Here is a 16,057-nt window from a genome sequence, read left to right as displayed (position 1 = left end):
ACTGGGCCTTAGTAATCATTTCAAACTAGATTAGAACTTGATGTTCATACCAGCGAAGAAACGACGACCTAGTACATCGTATGTGTACGGGTCAGTGTTTGAGTCATTGTTACCTGAGTAGTAAGGTGCTTGCTTATCGAATAAGTTGTTAACACCTGCAGAGAATGACACTGTGTCGTTCAGGATGTATGAACCGCTGATGTCGTGGTATACAACAGTACCAACGCTTGGTACTAGACACTCGCTGTCGTCAGCAAGACATGCGTAGCTGTCTAGGCCGTCGATCATACGTGCTTGGTATTGTGCATCCCAGTTGTCGCCAGACGCGTTAAGAGTGAAGTTAGACTTAACTTTCGCGTAGCTACCGATACCTGAAGTTACAAGACCTGTGTAATCGATTGTGCTTGTGCCTGAATCAACGATGTACTCATCAAGGATTGTTACATCAAGACCTGTGCGCCAGTTAAGACCTGCAGCTTCAAATGCATACTTGAAGTTTACGTCGTAACCTTTAGTAGATTCATTACCAATGTTTTGTAATTGGTTGTTGAAGCTAATGCGACCAGTGCTTTGGTTGAAGTTGATTGCAGAAGACTGACATAGAGCAGTATCTTGGTTCTTGTATGCGCCAGTAGAAGCATCAAGACAGTTTTCAACGATGTACTGGTTGTTTACGCTTGAAATTGAGTTTTCAATTTCGATTTCGTAGTAGTCAACAGTCATTGAGAAACCGTCGAACCATTCTGGAGCGTATACGAAACCAGCAGTTACTGTATCAGCAAGCTCTGGCGTTAATTGGTCGTTACCACCAACAGTTACTTCAGCTTGGTCTTGTGCACCAGGGAAGTTAACTTGTTCGAATGAAGGTGATTTACCTTGGTAAAGCTCAGATACTGTCGGAGCACGGAATGCAGTTGAACGAACAGCACGTAGCATTAGTTCGTCGTTTACACGCCAAGTTAGACCTAATTTCCAAGTTTCATCTGAACCAAATGTGCTGTAATCGAATGCACGAACAGCAGCGCTTAAGTCAACCATTTGAGCAAATGGTGCGTCAGCTAGAAGTGGAACAGCGAATTCAACGTAAGCTTCGTTTACGTCAAAACGACCACCAGTTGGTTCAACACGTGGGTCATTTGCAAGACCTTGTGAAGTTAGTGAATCTGGAACGTACCATGCTTTTTCTTCACGACGCTCGATACCAGCAGCGAAACCAACATAACCAGCAGGAAGTTCCATTACTTCACCGTTAAGGCCAGCAGAAAGAACTAATAATTGGCTACCACCTGAGTTGTTTTCAGTGTAGTTGTATTGTGCAAGGTTGCTACCTGACCAATCAGCTTGGTTAAGTGGGTTGAAAGTACCCTCTTCGATTGCGTCTTGGATTGAACCCATGTTAAGTAGGTTAGTTGCGCGGTCAACTGAGTCGTTACGACCGAATACTACTGAAGTATCCCAGCCCCAACCGTTGTCGAATGCACCGTCAAGACCGATTACTGCACGTACAGTGTCAACAACTTGCTCATAGCCACGAGGACCTACGTCAGTCATACGACGACCGTAAGAGATGTCTTCACCGTCAGCTACGCCGTGAGAAAGAAGTGAATCACCCATTGCGTCTGCATCGTAAGTGAAGTCAAACCATACTGGCTGTGGAGCCATTTGTTGAGTTGACCAACGCTTAGAGTAAGTGAACTCAGAAACTAAACGCGTTTCATCAGTTACGTCAAAGTGGCCGATACCTGTTAGGTTTAAACGACGCATTGGCGTGTAAAGGTAGCTTGTTGCTGAGTAGTTGTAAGCATCACCTGCTGAAGTGAAGTCGTGCCACTCGCCGTCTGCTTGACCTTGTAGGTCTGCATTTTCAGCCCAAACGTGGCCGAAAGGCGTGTAAGAAGAACCACCACAGTAGAAGCTACCGTTTTCGTAATCTTCTTCGATTGGACAATCAGAGAAATCACGGTCTGCTTGAGAAGCGTCGCCACGGTCAGTGTATTGTAAACCAATTACAACGTTACCACGGTCAAAGCTTGAACCCATTGTGATATCGAAAGACGTTTCGTCTGCATCGCCTTCACCAGTGATAGCACCGTTAAGGTTCATGTCTAGACCTTCGAAGTCGTCTTTTAAGATGATGTTAACAACACCAGCTACCGCGTCAGTACCGTATACAGCAGATGCGCCGTCTTTTAGTACTTCAACTTGCTTGATCATTGATACTGGGATTGTGTTTAAGTCAACAGTAGATGCTGCGCCAGTACCAGAGTTGATCATACGACGACCATTTACTAATACTAGAGTACGTTGTGCGCCTAAACCACGTAGGTCAACACGTGCGTTACCGCCTGAACCGTTGTTAACAGCAGGGTTAGTCATCGCACCGCTTGCTGCAGTCATTTTTTGTAGAACGCCATCGATGCTTGATGCACCCATTGCTTTGATGTCATCTGCGCCGATTAAAGTTACAGGACTAGACGTCTCCATATCGGTACGCTTAATGCGAGAACCTGTAACTTGAATTTTTTCAATAGACTCTGCTGCATCATCAGCAGCTAAAACTTGCATGCTTGAGAACATTGGGATTGCTGAAACAACAGCTAAACCAAGAATTGATTTTTTCATGTGAAAACCCTACTTGTTGGAAATTTACCTTTAGTCAGGTAGCGCTCGTTATTATTAGAATCACGAGTCAGCGGAGGGCAACTTAGGCTCAGTTAACTGAACGAAAACTGAATGACAGGTTAAAGAAAAAACAACCCAAAAATAGCGTATCCATTTTGGGTAATAAGGTTTCACGATGTATCAATGTTAACAGAAAAAAACACTGCCACATCAGCAAGCTAACATTATTAAGTAGCAAAAAAAACACGATTGAAATCAATTGCACGCACTTTGTAATCAAGTGTAACTAAAGGCCGATTAGTGCTACAAATGAAATTTTTACAAGTTGATCACACAACGTTATAAAAACCGTAAAAGCTTGGTAAGACTGCTAACCATAGTTATTCACTAAAATTAACTAAATAGACAAAGTTAGTCCGTTAAACAGTGTATTAGAGAATGATTTCTTGGTTTTGTTCCGTCAGTTTGCAATACCGTATAAAGATACGACTAATAAAGAACATTAAAGTAGAAAAAGATGACGAAGGGATGACGACAATCACAGCTTTTAAATAATCAAAAGCTGTGATCAACAATAATAAGGGAAGATGTTATCGAGTTTGCAGTGAATCGAAATAATAAAGCAAAGTTTGTGGTTGATTGTCACCAGTAGTATAAGTGAGCATCATTTTCCAGGTCATTACAGGCTCAGAGCATGCGCCAACCATAGTATCAGCAACCCAAACTTGACCTGTCTGTTTAAACTGCAGTGGAATAAAACCCATATACATAGTGACCCCTTCAAGTTTTGCAGAGAGGTTTTTAGCATCTTTCGGCAGCTTTAGGTTGATTGCAAAAGGCAACTCAGGGCTGACATCTGGGTTGCTCAGCCAAACTTCTACATTATTAGGGTAATAACAATGACTATTGTTCTCACAACTTGTACTTGTGCTGCCCTCTTCTATACTTTGGCTATCACATGCAGCTAAAAATACACTGAAAAGGAAAACGGGTAAAAAACTAGTTCGCACTCTATTTGCCTGTATAAAATAAAAGCGGATACTAGTGAGCTACCCGCGAAAAGACAACCATGCTAGATGGAATAAGCTAATAAAAATACAATCTCTGACAAAAAATAACCAACAAAGCGCTAAAATTTGATTGATGTCATAATTTTATGCAATTGACCTATCTTTTTAAGGTCAAAAATTTTATCATTTCCATCGCAAAAATAAGGGTTTCTCGAGTTTGTTTTCTGAAGCTAGCACCGCTAAGTTGGCTTTAGGTAACACGCTTGTGAAGTAATAGTAGGCCCCACTTTGTATTAAAGTGGGTAATTCATTTCTAAAACGCATTTATTGCAGCGGAAGCCAGAAAATGAGCCAAACAGTAGCATCACAAACTGAGTACAATTATAAAGTTGTACGCCAATTCGCTATTATGACAGTGATTTGGGGCATCGTTGGCATGAGTGTTGGGGTTCTGATTGCTGCCCAATTAGCTTGGCCAGCACTTAACTTTGATACACCATGGTTAACTTACTCTCGACTACGTCCGTTACACACGAACGCAGTAATTTTCGCATTTGGTACAAGTGCACTTTTTGCGACGTCTTATTACGTCGTACAACGTACATGTCAAACGCGCCTTTTCTCAGATAAACTAGCAGCCTTCACCTTCTGGGGTTGGCAACTTGTTATCGTACTAGCAGCGATTACCTTACCATTAGGTATCACCAGCTCAAAAGAATACGCTGAACTTGAATGGCCAATCGATATTCTTATCGCCGTTGTTTGGGTAACTTACGCAGTTGTATTCTTTGGTACGTTAATCAAGCGTAAAGTATCGCACATCTATGTTGCGAACTGGTTCTACGCTGGTTTCATCATTACTGTTGCCGTTTTACACATTGTAAACAGCATGGCAATTCCAGTTTCACTAACTAAATCATACTCTATCTACGCAGGTGCTGTAGATGCAATGGTTCAGTGGTGGTACGGTCACAACGCTGTTGGTTTCTTATTAACTGCTGGTTTCTTAGGTATGATGTACTACTTCGTACCAAAACAAGCAGGTCGCCCTGTTTATTCTTACCGTTTATCGGTAGTTCACTTCTGGGCTCTTGTTTCTTTATACATCTGGGCAGGTCCTCACCACCTACACTACACTGCGCTTCCAGACTGGACGCAAAGCTTAGGTATGGTTATGTCAGTTATCCTATTCGTTCCATCTTGGGGTGGTATGATCAACGGTATCATGACGTTATCAGGTGCATGGCATAAACTACGTACTGACCCAGTACTTCGTTTCTTAGTTGTTTCTCTATCTTTCTACGGTATGTCTACGTTCGAAGGCCCAATGATGGCTATTAAGTCAGTTAACGCGCTTTCTCACTACACTGACTGGACTGTAGGTCACGTACACTCAGGTGCACTAGGTTGGGTTGCAATGATTTCTATCGGTGCTATCTATCACCTAATCCCTGCACTATTCTCACAAGGCCGTATGTACAGTGTTAAACTAGTTAACACGCACTTCTGGTTACACACTGTTGGTGTTGTTCTATACATCGTAGCAATGTGGATCTCAGGTGTAATGCAAGGTCTAATGTGGCGTGCAGTAAACTCAGACGGTACGTTAATGTACAGCTTTGTACAGTCATTAGAAGCTTCGTATCCGTTCTATATCATGCGTTTCCTAGGCGGTGTATTCATCGTAACAGGTATGCTAATTATGGCTTACAACGTTTATCGTACTATTGCAGCGAAGAAAGATTCGCTTCAATTAGACGCTGACGCACAATTGGCATAATGGAGTAGCACGATGAGCAATAATAATTCACAAAACAAACACGAAATAGTCGAAAAGAACGTTGGCCTAATGGCTATCTTGACTGTCTTTGCAATCAGCTTTGGTGCGTTAGTTGAGATTACTCCACTAATGTTCCAAGACGATACGACTAAACCTGTTGATGGCTTACGCCCTCTTACAGCGTTAGAAATGGAAGGTCGTGATATCTACGTGCGTGAAGGTTGTTACAACTGTCACTCACAAATGATTCGTCCTTTCCGTGACGAGGTTGAGCGTTACGGTCACTACTCTGTAGCTGGTGAGTCAGTATGGGATCACCCATTCCAATGGGGTTCTAAGCGTACTGGTCCTGACCTAGCTCGTGTTGGTGAGCGTTACTCAGACGATTGGCACCATGCCCACTTAATGGACCCACGTGCTGTGGTTCCTGAGTCAAACATGCCAGCGTTTCCTTGGTTAGACGAAAACAGAGTCGATACGACCCATACACTTAAAAAGCTTCAAGTATTCCGTGATAGCTTCGGAATCGACAAAGCAAGCGACCGTTACGACGGTAAAGGTTACGGAAGCGACGAAGAGCTAAAAGCTGACATTGCGAAAATCGAAGCCATGAACAATGGTGAAGGCGCAACTGAAATGCAAGCTCTAATCGCTTACTTACAACAGCTTGGCACACACTTGAAGTAATTATTATGGATTACGGAACATACAGAGGCATTTTGACTCTGGTAATTTTAGTACTGTTTATTGTGATTGTTGTATGGGCATACAGCAAGCGTAGCAAAAGCCGATTTGATAACGCTGCAAATGCCATATTTGAAGATGAAAAAAAACACAACAACACAATCTCTAACGAGGAAAAGGAGTCTGAGAAATGACTAGCTTTTGGAGTATATGGGTTATCGTATTAACCCTAGCGTGTCTTGCTATCATCTTCGGCCTACTTCTGTGGAACTTAAAAAACTACACAGGTGTTAAAGAAGGCGAAAGCTGTGGTCACGAGTTTGACGGCATTGAAGAACTAAACAACCCACTACCAAAATGGTGGACTTACATGTTCTTCGCGACATTCATTTGGTCTGTATACTACCTTGCTGCTTACCCAGGTTTAGGTAACTGGGAAGGTTTAGGTAAATGGACAAGTTCTAACCAAGGTATTACTTCTTTAGCTGAGTCTAAAGAAGCGACTGAACAAGCATTAGCTAACGGTGAGAACGTTCAATTAGACCAAGAATTTATCGCTGCTGATGAGCGTTTTGGCCCAATCTTTGAGTCATTCGCAAAACAAGATATTGAAACACTAGTTAAAGATGAAAAAGCGCTTGAGATTGGTCAACGTTTATTCTCACAAAACTGTGCACAATGTCATGGTTCAGATGCACGTGGTGGTCAAGGCTTCCCTAACCTAACGGATAACGATTGGTTATACGGCGGTACACCAGACAAGATCAAAGAAACACTTCTTTACGGTCGTGTTGCTGCGATGCCACCTTGGGGTGATGCACTTGGCGAGCAAGGCATTAAAGAAATGACTGCTCACGTACTTAGCCTTTCAGGCCGTACTGTTAACCAAAAAGACGCTGCTGCAGGTGCTGCTAAGTTTGCAATGTGTGCTGCGTGTCACGGTGCTGACGGTAAAGGTTCAGTTGCACACAATTTACCATTTGGTGCACCTAACCTAACAGATAACATCTGGTTATACGGTGGTTCTAAACGTGCTGTTGAAGAAACACTAATCAATGGCCGCGCCGGTGTAATGCCAGCATGGAAAGACATTTTAGGTGAAGATAAAGTTCACTTATTAACAGCGTACGTTTACAGCTTATCGCAAGATAAATAACCACGCGGTTAATAAAATGTATAAACAATTAATCTTTTAATTCAATAGATTAATTAAGATCAAAAAAGCCTCCATCTGGAGGCTTTTTTTTAGTCTTTTGCTTTTAAATCCGATAAAATGCGTACAACGTTTTTAAAGGTATAAGTACTATGAAACCCACTCCTTGGTATAAAAACTTTTGGCCATGGTTTTTAATCTCTTTTCCTCTTGCAGCCATCATCGGCTGTGCTGGTCTTATTTATATGGCGATTGGCAACGGCCCAGATATGGTTGTTGATGATTACTATAAAAAAGGCAAAGCAATTAACCTTGAACTCAGCAAATTTAATAAAGCAAAAGCACTTTATTTACATGGCGATTTAAATGTTGCAGGCGACAAAGTAACTTTCACTTTCACCAAGGGTGATGCAAGCAATGTTCACTCTTTAAAAATGTCATTTTATCATCGCACCATTAAAGCCAATGACTTTGATGTAAGCCTAATGAAAAACGCCCATGGCGATTTTACTGCCCTACTCGACACCCATGTTGACGGTGCATACACAGTGTTTATTGAACCAATCGATAACAGTTGGAAACTTAAAGAAGATGTCATTTTGCCAACTGATAAAACGATTTCGATTAGCCCTGAATATAAGTAGTAAACTCTAATGTCCGATAATTGCTTTCATTGTCTTGAAAGTGTGCCAAAAGGCTTTAATGCGACTGTCGAAATAGACGGTAAGGCACAACCTATGTGTTGTATTGGTTGTCAAACGGTTGCTGAGAATATCGTCGCCCAAGGCATGACCGATTACTATAAATTTAGAACTGTGCGCTCTGGTAAAGTTGAACAACTTGTTCCAGAGCAACTCGAGTTGATTAAAAGTTACGATAACGAAGATATTCAAGACGAGTTTATTTCAGCCACTAATGATTTATCAGAAGTACTATTAACGGTTGAAGGCACCACCTGTGCTGCCTGCGCTTGGTTAATCGAAAAACAACTACTTAACTTAAAAGCAATCAAACGTGTTGATGTAAATACTTCGACTAATCGTGCCATGATCCAATGGGATAAATCGGTTACACCGCTTAGCCAAATTATCACTTCATTACATCAAATCGGCTATAAAGCCTATCCGTTTCAGGCAGACCTTGAAGCAAGCCAAAAACAACAAGCCGCAAAAGCCTACATTCGCCGTTTAGGGGTTGCCGGTCTGATGACCATGCAAGTAATGATGTTTGCTTTTGCCATGTATTTTGGCATGTTCTCTGGCATGGAAGAGAACTTTGAGCAGTATTTTCGCTGGATAAGCTTAGTGCTTGCTTCTCCAGTTATTCTTTACAGTGCCCTGCCATTCTTAACCAATGCCATTAATGGTTTAAAAGCCAAACAGCTGAATATGGACTTACCCGTTTCATTAGCGATTTTTGGTGCTTATGGGGCAAGCTGTTATGCCACATTAATGTCGGTTGGCGAAGTTTATTTTGAATCTATCTGTATGTTTACCTTCTTATTGTTATTAGGTAAATATTTAGAATTTAGAGCCCGTTTAAAAGCCAGTGAATTTACCGCTAATTTGCAAAAGTTACTGCCGCTTACAGCTCGAATTATCGATGAGAATAACCAAGAATCGATAATTGCCGCTAAAAAACTAAAACTGGGTGATGTTGTATTAATCAAAGCAGGCGAGACTATTCCTGCTGATGGTATTGTTACAAAAGGTCAAACAACCGTTGACGAAGCCATGATGACCGGCGAACATCAACCCGTTAATAAGTTTGTCAGCCATCAAGTTTACGCCGGAACGATTAACCATGATGGCGTGATCAGTATTGAGATCAACAAAATCGGTCAAAATACCCTGCTTAATCAAATTATTAAGTTACAACACACAGCGTTAACCAAGCGCCCGCGATTAGTTGAGATAACAGATAAAGTAGCGCAGTGGTTTGTTGCCTGTTTATTAGTGTTTGCCTCAATAACAGCAATTGGTTGGTATCAAATAGATCCCGAGCATGCCTTTTGGGTTACTATTTCTGTACTTGTTGCAACCTGCCCTTGTGCGCTTAGCTTAGCAATTCCAACCGCTCTCACGTGCGCTGTAGCCAGCCTTACTAAGCGTGGAATTTTAATAAAACAAGCCCATGTGTTAGAAACGCTACCACAATTAACAGATATCGCTTTTGATAAAACAGGTACTTTAACGCAAGGTCGCTTTACCATTGAACGCGTTGAACTAGTTAACACCCAATACAGTGAAGCTGATGCATTACGCTTAGCAGCGCAACTTGAAAGTTTCTCTGAGCACCCTATTGCTAATGCATTCGCTGGTTTCAACGACACAGTGAACCCTATTGAAAATGTGACTATCGAACCGGGTAAAGGCATTACCGCTTTACTCAATGATCAGCACCTTGCGATAGGTAAAAGCGGTTGGTTTAATACCGAAAAAGCAGATGCTCAAGCAACCTTATATATCGATAAACAAGTCATTGCTCGCTTTTACTTAGCCGACAGCCTACGTAATAACGCAGAAAAATTGATTACTACACTTCATTCGCAACAAATTAAGTGCCATATGTTAACGGGCGATGCCTCTAACAGTGGTGAGCGAATTGCAAAACAGCTCAATTTAGATACCGTTCATGCTGCATGTAGCCCTCGCGACAAACAAACCCATGTCGAAGCACTTGCCAGTAAAGGTGCCATTGTTGCTATGGTGGGTGATGGCGTGAATGATAGCCCAGTATTTGCCAGTGCCCATTTATCTATTGCGATGGAAACCGGCGCTGATATTTCCAAAAATAGTGCCGATGTGGTATTACTCAATAGTGATCTAACGGCCATAGAGCATTTGCTTACTGTCTCGAAAAAGACGCGCCGTATTGTTAAGCAAAACTTGGCATTATCACTTATTTACAATGGTTCGATTTTACCATTGGCAGCCCTTGGGCTCGTTGCTCCTTGGATGGCTGTAATTGGTATGTCTGCAAGCTCCATTTTGGTTATTACCAACTCATTAAGGTTATTAAAACTATGAGTATCATCTACATGCTTATCCCAATTGCCATTTTATTTGTGCTAATTGCCATTGGGGTGTTCTTTTGGGCTGTAAAAAGCGAACAATTTTCTGATTTAAACAAACAGGGCCACAGTATCCTGTTCGAAGACGATAAAGAGCAGCACAACAAAAGTAATGATTGATCCGCTGTTTATTAGTGCATTTATAATGGGCTTGTTAGGCAGTGGTCATTGCCTAGCGATGTGTGGTGGCATTGCCAGTAGTTTACAACTTGCCGCCAACAAAAACCGTGCAGTGAGCTTTTCGGTTGCTTATAACCTAGGCCGCGCACTAAGTTACATGCTTGCCGGTGCTCTTGTAGCAGGAATTAGTAGTCGCTTTGCAGCGCAAAATACTTCTATATCGATAGCGTTGTCGTTTTTGAGTGGTATTTTTATGCTCCTTGTTGGGGTTTACATTATGCGTTTAGCGGCAACCCTACAGTGGCTAGAAAAGTTAGGCAAAACCCTAATATGGCAGCATTTAGCTAAACTTAATCGTTATTTATTACCGGTTGACACTACCCCAAAGGCCCTGCTCTATGGCGCTTTGTGGGGCTGGTTGCCCTGTGGATTAGTTTATTCAGCGCTAACCTGGGCACTGACTAGCCCATCAGCATCACATGGTGCAGGTGTGATGTTATTTTTCGCGTTAGGCACCTTTCCTGCCATGATAAGCGTAGGACTCGTCAGTCAGAAAATAAACACTATTTTCAACCATGTTTGGACTAGGGTTATTCTAGGCAGCGTAATAATATGGTACGGTATATACTTATTAATTATAGCAACCGATAAGCTAATTCATTAATCTTACCAGTTGTTAACTTATTTGAATGGATTTGATGTATGGACTTCTCACAAAACAAGTCAAAAGGCTTATGCACAATTAGCTGTAATAATTGCAGTATCAGCCAGCTATGTTTGCCATTTTCATTAAACGGCCAAGAAATGGATCGTCTTGATGAAATCATCGAACGTAAGAAACCACTGCATAAAGGTGATTATTTATTTGAGTCTGGCGAAAGCTTAAATGCCATTTATGCGGTACGCTCTGGCTCGTTTAAGTCTTATACTTTGTCAGAACAAGGTGATGAACAAATTACTGGTTTTCATCTAGCTGGTGATTTGGTTGGTTTCGATGCTATTAACAAAATGGCTCATCAAAGCTTCTCACAAGCCCTTGAAACTTCAATGGTATGTGAAATTCCATTCGATACTCTAGACGAATTAGCGGGTAAACTACCTAAGCTACGCCAACAAATTATGCGTTTAATGAGTAATGAAATTAACTATGACCAAGAAATGTTATTGTTACTCAATAAAAAGTCAGCTGAAGAGCGTTTAGCAAGTTTTATTTATAATCTTGCAGAGCGTTTTGGTGAACGTGGTTTCTCACGTAAAGAATTCCGTTTAACCATGACACGTGGTGAAATCGGTAATTATTTAGGCCTTACTGTTGAAACAATTAGCCGCCTTTTAAGCCGCTTCCAAAAAGCTGGTTTTATTAAGGTTGAAGGTAAATTTATCACCATTTTGGACCAGCAAGCGCTTGCAGCAACAGCAGCGATTAAATGTAAATAGAGTTTGATTTAACGCAACTTTATATTGTTTGCCCCTTTAACTGTTCTAAATTTAGGTTACACTCAAAGTACTACTTTTTGCGGAACAGTTAAGGAGCAGCACATGGACGCAATTAAACGAATTTTAGCAGTTATAGACCCAACCAAAGAGCAGCAACATAGTTTAAGCCGCTCAATTGATCTAGCCAAAAAATCTGGCGCGACCATCACCGCTTTCCTCAGTATCTACGACTTCTCTTATGAAATGACCACAATGCTTTCTGCTGATGAGCGTGAAGCAATGCGCGAAGCCGTCATAAAAGACCGCCAAGAATGGTTAAATGAACAAATTGCCCTTTACCCAGAGCTTACCATTGATAGCTGTGTGGTTTGGCATAACCGCCCTTACGAAGCCATTATCAATACCGTGATCAACGATGGTTTTGACCTTGTTGTCAAAGGCACTCATCAACACGATACACTTAAGTCTGTTATTTTCACGCCAACTGACTGGCACCTCATTCGTAAGTGCCCTGCTCCAGTTTTACTTGTTAAAGAGAAAGAGTGGCCGGCAAAAGGCAATATTTTAGCTGCTGTGAACGCAGTGAGTGAGAATGAACAACACCTTGAACTTAATAAGCGTATTATCAATGACGCTCGTTTCATTTGTGATTTGGCCAACGCAACGCTTAACTTAGTTAATGCCTACCCAGCAACTCCAGTTAATATCGCTATTGAAATCCCTGAATTCAACCCAGGCGTTTATAACGAATCAGTTAAAAAACATCACTTTGAATCAACGCTTTCATTAGCTGAAGGGTTTGATATTGATAAAGCTCATTGCCACATTGAAGAAGGCTTACCAGAAGATGTTATTCCTGATGTGGCTGCACGCCTCAACAGCGAATTAGTAGTGATAGGTACAGTTGGACGTACTGGCTTAAGTGCAGCGCTTGTCGGTAACACAGCAGAGCATGTTATTGATAGCCTTGACTGCGATGTTTTAGCACTAAAACCAGACGGCTATGTGAGCCCACTTGCTAAATAACCTTTTAAATATGCATTAAAAAAGCCCCAGTTTGGGGCTTTTTTCTTTTTATATATTTGTTACATCAATAAATAATGATTCATCAATGTTTGTTGATGAGACCACCGCCTCGCTAAAGTCATAGCTTTCACGATTGCCTTCTCTATCAAGTGGTAAATTTTCAAAATCAAATAAGTTTCTGTCTGCAAGCTGGCTTGGACTAACATTTTGTAAAGATTTAAAGATACTCTCAACACGACCTGGAGTTTTCTTATCCCACTCAGTCAACATGGCTTTGATTGATTGACGCTGCAAGTTTTCTTGTGAGCCACATAAGTTACAAGGAATAATTGGGAAGTCTTTGTGCTCAGCGTATTTAATTAAATCTTTTTCACGGCAATATGACAACGGACGGATTACCACGTTACGTTCATCATCAGAGCGCAATTTTGGTGGCATCGCTTTTAGTCGTGAACCATGGAACATATTTAAGAACATTGTCTCAACGATATCATCCATGTGATGACCAAGTGCTAGTTTGGTTGCACCAATTTTTTCTGCAAATGAATAAAGTGTGCCGCGACGAAGTCGTGAACACAGACCACAGGTTGTTTTGCCCTCTGGTACTTTTTCTTTTACTACTGAGTAAGTATCTTTATCAACGATGTAATACGGAATATTTAGCGTTTCAAAGTAATCAGGCAAAATGTGCTCAGGAAAACCAGGTTGCTTCTGATCAAGGTTTACTGCAATCACTTCAAATTTAATCGGCGCTGCTTTTTGTAAATTAAGCAAAATATCTAGCATTGCAAAAGAATCTTTACCACCACTGATACATGCCATAACAACATCACCGTCTTCAATCATGTTGTAATCAGTAATCGCATTACCAACATGCCTTCTTAGACGCTTTTGAAGTTTATTAAATTCAAGAGTTTCTTTTCTAGTATCAGTTTGATTCATTTGCTCTGCTCATACAGGCTTTTGTAAGCCATGTTTCATAGTAAAAAGTTCGGCGTGGATTATACGGACTTTTTAAGCCAGTTGAAATGATTAGCATGGGATAATTAAAGCGCTTCACTCGTAGAGATACCACGTAAAGCAAAGCGCTTTGGGTATAGGCCCTCAGGTTCTTCAATTTACAGGCTGAAAGCTCTAATTTTCTGACCTCTGTAAACTGATTACTGATTTATTTTACTGTGCATTTGTAACGAGAAGCTGTACAAGCAAGATCAGGCCAATCATCTCTGCCCCAACAGTATTTATCATTTCTAAGAGGTTTTAGATGCCAAACCACAGGCTTGCCCTTTTTATCTAAGCGGGTTTCATTTTCAAGCTGCACACGGATTAAATTTTTCTCTGCTGAGAGAATATTATAAACGAAGGTTTTTCTCGCTTCAGACGCGGAAATATAGCCCTGCTCATCATAAGAGATTTCTAATGTTTTATTTTTCAACGTCATGGTATGAAAATTAACTTCACAAACTGGGCTATTTGTAGACTGCCATGAGCCTTGCAACTTAGTTTGCATTTCTTGGTTGATAGGTGAATGACTGCTACAAGCTGAACATAGCAGTAAAATAACAAAAATAGGCGCTGAAGTTTTCATTAAGATGCTTTTAAGTCCCTGAAAAAGTAAGGTTTAGCATATCGAGAATCGTAAAAATGTCCAGCTATACGCTTAATAAAAACAAAGGGCACATGAGCCCTGTGCCCTTTGTTAACTTTAAGCGCTTTTAGTTTTAGCTTTTTTATTCTTTGCCATTCGTTTAGCACGTTTTATTGCCGACTTTTTCGACGCATTTTTCTGCGCTATTTTTAACACTTTAGCCTCTTTTAATTGCTTTTTTGCTGCTTTCAAGCGCTTTTTAGCATTTTCGGCTAGTTTCTCTGCTTCACTAGCGCACTCTACAGCTGCTTGTGCTTTAAGTGCTGCATCTTTTGCAATTTCAGTGGTTTTGGCCACTTCTTTTTTACTCTTTTCGAGAGTTTTTTCGAGCTTAGCAAGACGTTTCTCAAATACTGACTGTGAATTTTGCATAGTATTCTCCTTTACTGACGTGCAGACATGCGGGTAGGTTCGGTGACAATAAGCGGGTCGAGACGATTCACAATTTCGTGATCTTTTTCTGGGTAATCCAAACAGCTTAAGAAATGACGCATACAGTTGATACGCCCGCGCTTTTTATCATCAGATCGAATTTGTGTCCAAGGTGCATCCTTAGTATGGGTATGAAACATCATGGCATCTTTGGCATCACTGTAATCATGCCATTTAGCCAGTGATGCCATATCAACTGGGCTTAGCTTCCATTGTTTGAGTGGATCATTTTGGCGAGATTTAAAGCGTCTAAATTGCTCTTCTCTGCTGACCGAAAACCAATATTTAAATAGCTTAATACCGCTATTCACCAACATACGTTCAAGTTGAGGAGTTTGACGCATAAACTCTAAATATTCGTGATCATCACAGAACCCCATTACCTTCTCAACACCGGCTCGGTTATACCAAGAACGGTCAAATAATATAATTTCACCCTTTGTTGGCAGGTGGTTAATGTAACGCTGAAAGTACCATTGATCACGCTCTCTTGCAGATGGTTTTTCTAAAGCCACCACGTGCGCCCCACGAGGGTTTAAATGCTCCATAAAGCGCTTAATAGTGCCACCTTTACCCGCCGCATCTCGACCTTCAAATAAAATCACAATTTGCTGGTTGGTCTCTTTTACCCAGCCTTGCATTTTTAAAAGCTCGATTTGCAGTTCGTGTTTATGACGCTCGTATTCAACTACGTCCATTTTGCGTTTATATGGGTATTTACCGTCAGCATTCCACTTTAAGCTTGGGTTTTTAACATTTAGATCAAAAACCACATCCTGCTTCGCATTGGCTTCGGCTAATTTCTGCTGTTTAACTGATACAGGTTCGACATTGACTGTCTGCATAACGACTCCTTTTAAACTATAACTACCTATATTGAGATCTTTATAGTTTTACTTTAAGCCAGTTATTGCTAAGTAACTTGATCTAAATCTATATTTTCAATTCTTGAAAAATCATTTAAAAATATAAGGTTAGCACTTAATAATTAAGTAAAAATAAGGATGCTAAAATAAAATTAAACCTTTTATCTATAGCAAGAAACAATCAGTAAAAACGCATATCTTCATAC

At 40.9% G+C, this 16,057-nt stretch carries 16 protein-coding genes; 10 read left to right on the top strand and 6 right to left on the bottom strand.

Annotated features, from left to right (window positions below; translation table 11 throughout):
* Positions 1-30 precede the first annotated feature (30 nt).
* On the bottom strand, positions 31-2,622 hold the full coding sequence (locus J8Z28_RS08210) for a TonB-dependent receptor plug domain-containing protein (RefSeq protein ID WP_250660281.1): 2,592 nt from the start codon (positions 2,620-2,622) through the stop codon (positions 31-33).
* 590 nt (positions 2,623-3,212) lie between these two features.
* Complete coding sequence (locus J8Z28_RS08205; RefSeq protein WP_250660280.1) at positions 3,213-3,632, bottom strand: hypothetical protein; 420 nt, start codon at positions 3,630-3,632, stop codon at positions 3,213-3,215.
* 346 nt (positions 3,633-3,978) lie between these two features.
* On the opposite strand from J8Z28_RS08205, the gene ccoN reads away from it, so the two are divergent.
* The 10 genes from ccoN (at position 3,979) to uspE (ending at position 12,905) form a co-directional block, all read left to right on the top strand.
* Complete coding sequence (gene ccoN / locus J8Z28_RS08200; protein WP_036967883.1) at positions 3,979-5,412, top strand: cytochrome-c oxidase, cbb3-type subunit I; 1,434 nt, start codon at positions 3,979-3,981, stop codon at positions 5,410-5,412.
* 12 nt (positions 5,413-5,424) lie between these two features.
* Positions 5,425-6,099: a cytochrome-c oxidase, cbb3-type subunit II gene (gene ccoO, locus J8Z28_RS08195; protein WP_054561332.1), complete on the top strand. Its 675-nt coding sequence runs from the start codon at positions 5,425-5,427 to the stop codon at positions 6,097-6,099.
* Between the two features lie 5 nt (positions 6,100-6,104).
* A complete protein-coding gene (locus tag J8Z28_RS08190) occupies positions 6,105-6,290 on the top strand; it encodes a cbb3-type cytochrome oxidase subunit 3 (protein ID WP_054561331.1) in 186 nt (61 codons plus the stop codon).
* Positions 6,287-7,252: a cytochrome-c oxidase, cbb3-type subunit III gene (gene ccoP / locus J8Z28_RS08185; protein ID WP_054561330.1), complete on the top strand. Its 966-nt coding sequence runs from the start codon at positions 6,287-6,289 to the stop codon at positions 7,250-7,252. The genes J8Z28_RS08190 and ccoP overlap by 4 nt, the downstream gene beginning before the upstream one ends.
* Before the next feature lie 149 nt (positions 7,253-7,401).
* A complete protein-coding gene (locus tag J8Z28_RS08180) occupies positions 7,402-7,893 on the top strand; it encodes a FixH family protein (protein WP_054561329.1) in 492 nt (163 codons plus the stop codon).
* A gap of 9 nt (positions 7,894-7,902) precedes the next feature.
* Positions 7,903-10,278, top strand: coding sequence for a heavy metal translocating P-type ATPase (locus tag J8Z28_RS08175; protein WP_250660279.1), 2,376 nt, complete (start codon positions 7,903-7,905; stop codon positions 10,276-10,278).
* Positions 10,275-10,442: a cbb3-type cytochrome oxidase assembly protein CcoS gene (gene ccoS, locus J8Z28_RS08170; RefSeq protein ID WP_054553052.1), complete on the top strand. Its 168-nt coding sequence runs from the start codon at positions 10,275-10,277 to the stop codon at positions 10,440-10,442. The genes J8Z28_RS08175 and ccoS overlap by 4 nt, the downstream gene beginning before the upstream one ends.
* The gene (locus tag J8Z28_RS08165) at positions 10,435-11,106 is read left to right on the top strand and encodes a sulfite exporter TauE/SafE family protein (RefSeq protein WP_250660278.1); all 672 of its coding nucleotides are present in this window, start codon (positions 10,435-10,437) and stop codon (positions 11,104-11,106) included. The genes ccoS and J8Z28_RS08165 overlap by 8 nt, the downstream gene beginning before the upstream one ends.
* Before the next feature lie 38 nt (positions 11,107-11,144).
* A complete protein-coding gene (locus J8Z28_RS08160) occupies positions 11,145-11,879 on the top strand; it encodes an FNR family transcription factor (RefSeq protein WP_054553050.1) in 735 nt (244 codons plus the stop codon).
* A 102-nt stretch (positions 11,880-11,981) separates the two neighbouring features.
* Positions 11,982-12,905, top strand: coding sequence for a universal stress protein UspE (gene uspE / locus J8Z28_RS08155; protein ID WP_058584855.1), 924 nt, complete (start codon positions 11,982-11,984; stop codon positions 12,903-12,905).
* A gap of 48 nt (positions 12,906-12,953) precedes the next feature.
* On the opposite strand, the gene ttcA is transcribed toward uspE, so the two are convergent.
* From ttcA to ppk2, 4 genes are all read right to left on the bottom strand, one after another.
* Positions 12,954-13,847: a tRNA 2-thiocytidine(32) synthetase TtcA gene (ttcA, locus tag J8Z28_RS08150; RefSeq protein WP_054561325.1), complete on the bottom strand. Its 894-nt coding sequence runs from the start codon at positions 13,845-13,847 to the stop codon at positions 12,954-12,956.
* Positions 13,848-14,073: 226 nt separating this feature from the next.
* Positions 14,074-14,493 (bottom strand): hypothetical protein, encoded by a 420-nt coding sequence (locus tag J8Z28_RS08145; protein ID WP_250660277.1) that lies wholly within the window; start codon positions 14,491-14,493, stop codon positions 14,074-14,076.
* Between the two features lie 117 nt (positions 14,494-14,610).
* A complete protein-coding gene (locus tag J8Z28_RS08140) occupies positions 14,611-14,925 on the bottom strand; it encodes a hypothetical protein (protein ID WP_250660276.1) in 315 nt (104 codons plus the stop codon).
* A gap of 11 nt (positions 14,926-14,936) precedes the next feature.
* Entirely contained in the window at positions 14,937-15,830 is an 894-nt protein-coding gene (gene ppk2 / locus J8Z28_RS08135; protein ID WP_082665603.1) for a polyphosphate kinase 2, read from the bottom strand.
* Between the last annotated feature and the right edge of the window lie 227 nt (positions 15,831-16,057).

This window comes from Pseudoalteromonas sp. SCSIO 43088 (genome assembly GCF_023650795.1).
Lineage (GTDB): Bacteria > Pseudomonadota > Gammaproteobacteria > Enterobacterales > Alteromonadaceae > Pseudoalteromonas > Pseudoalteromonas shioyasakiensis.
The sequence above is the reverse complement of the archived record's forward strand: the minus strand, read 5'-3'. Positions and strand labels throughout refer to the sequence as shown.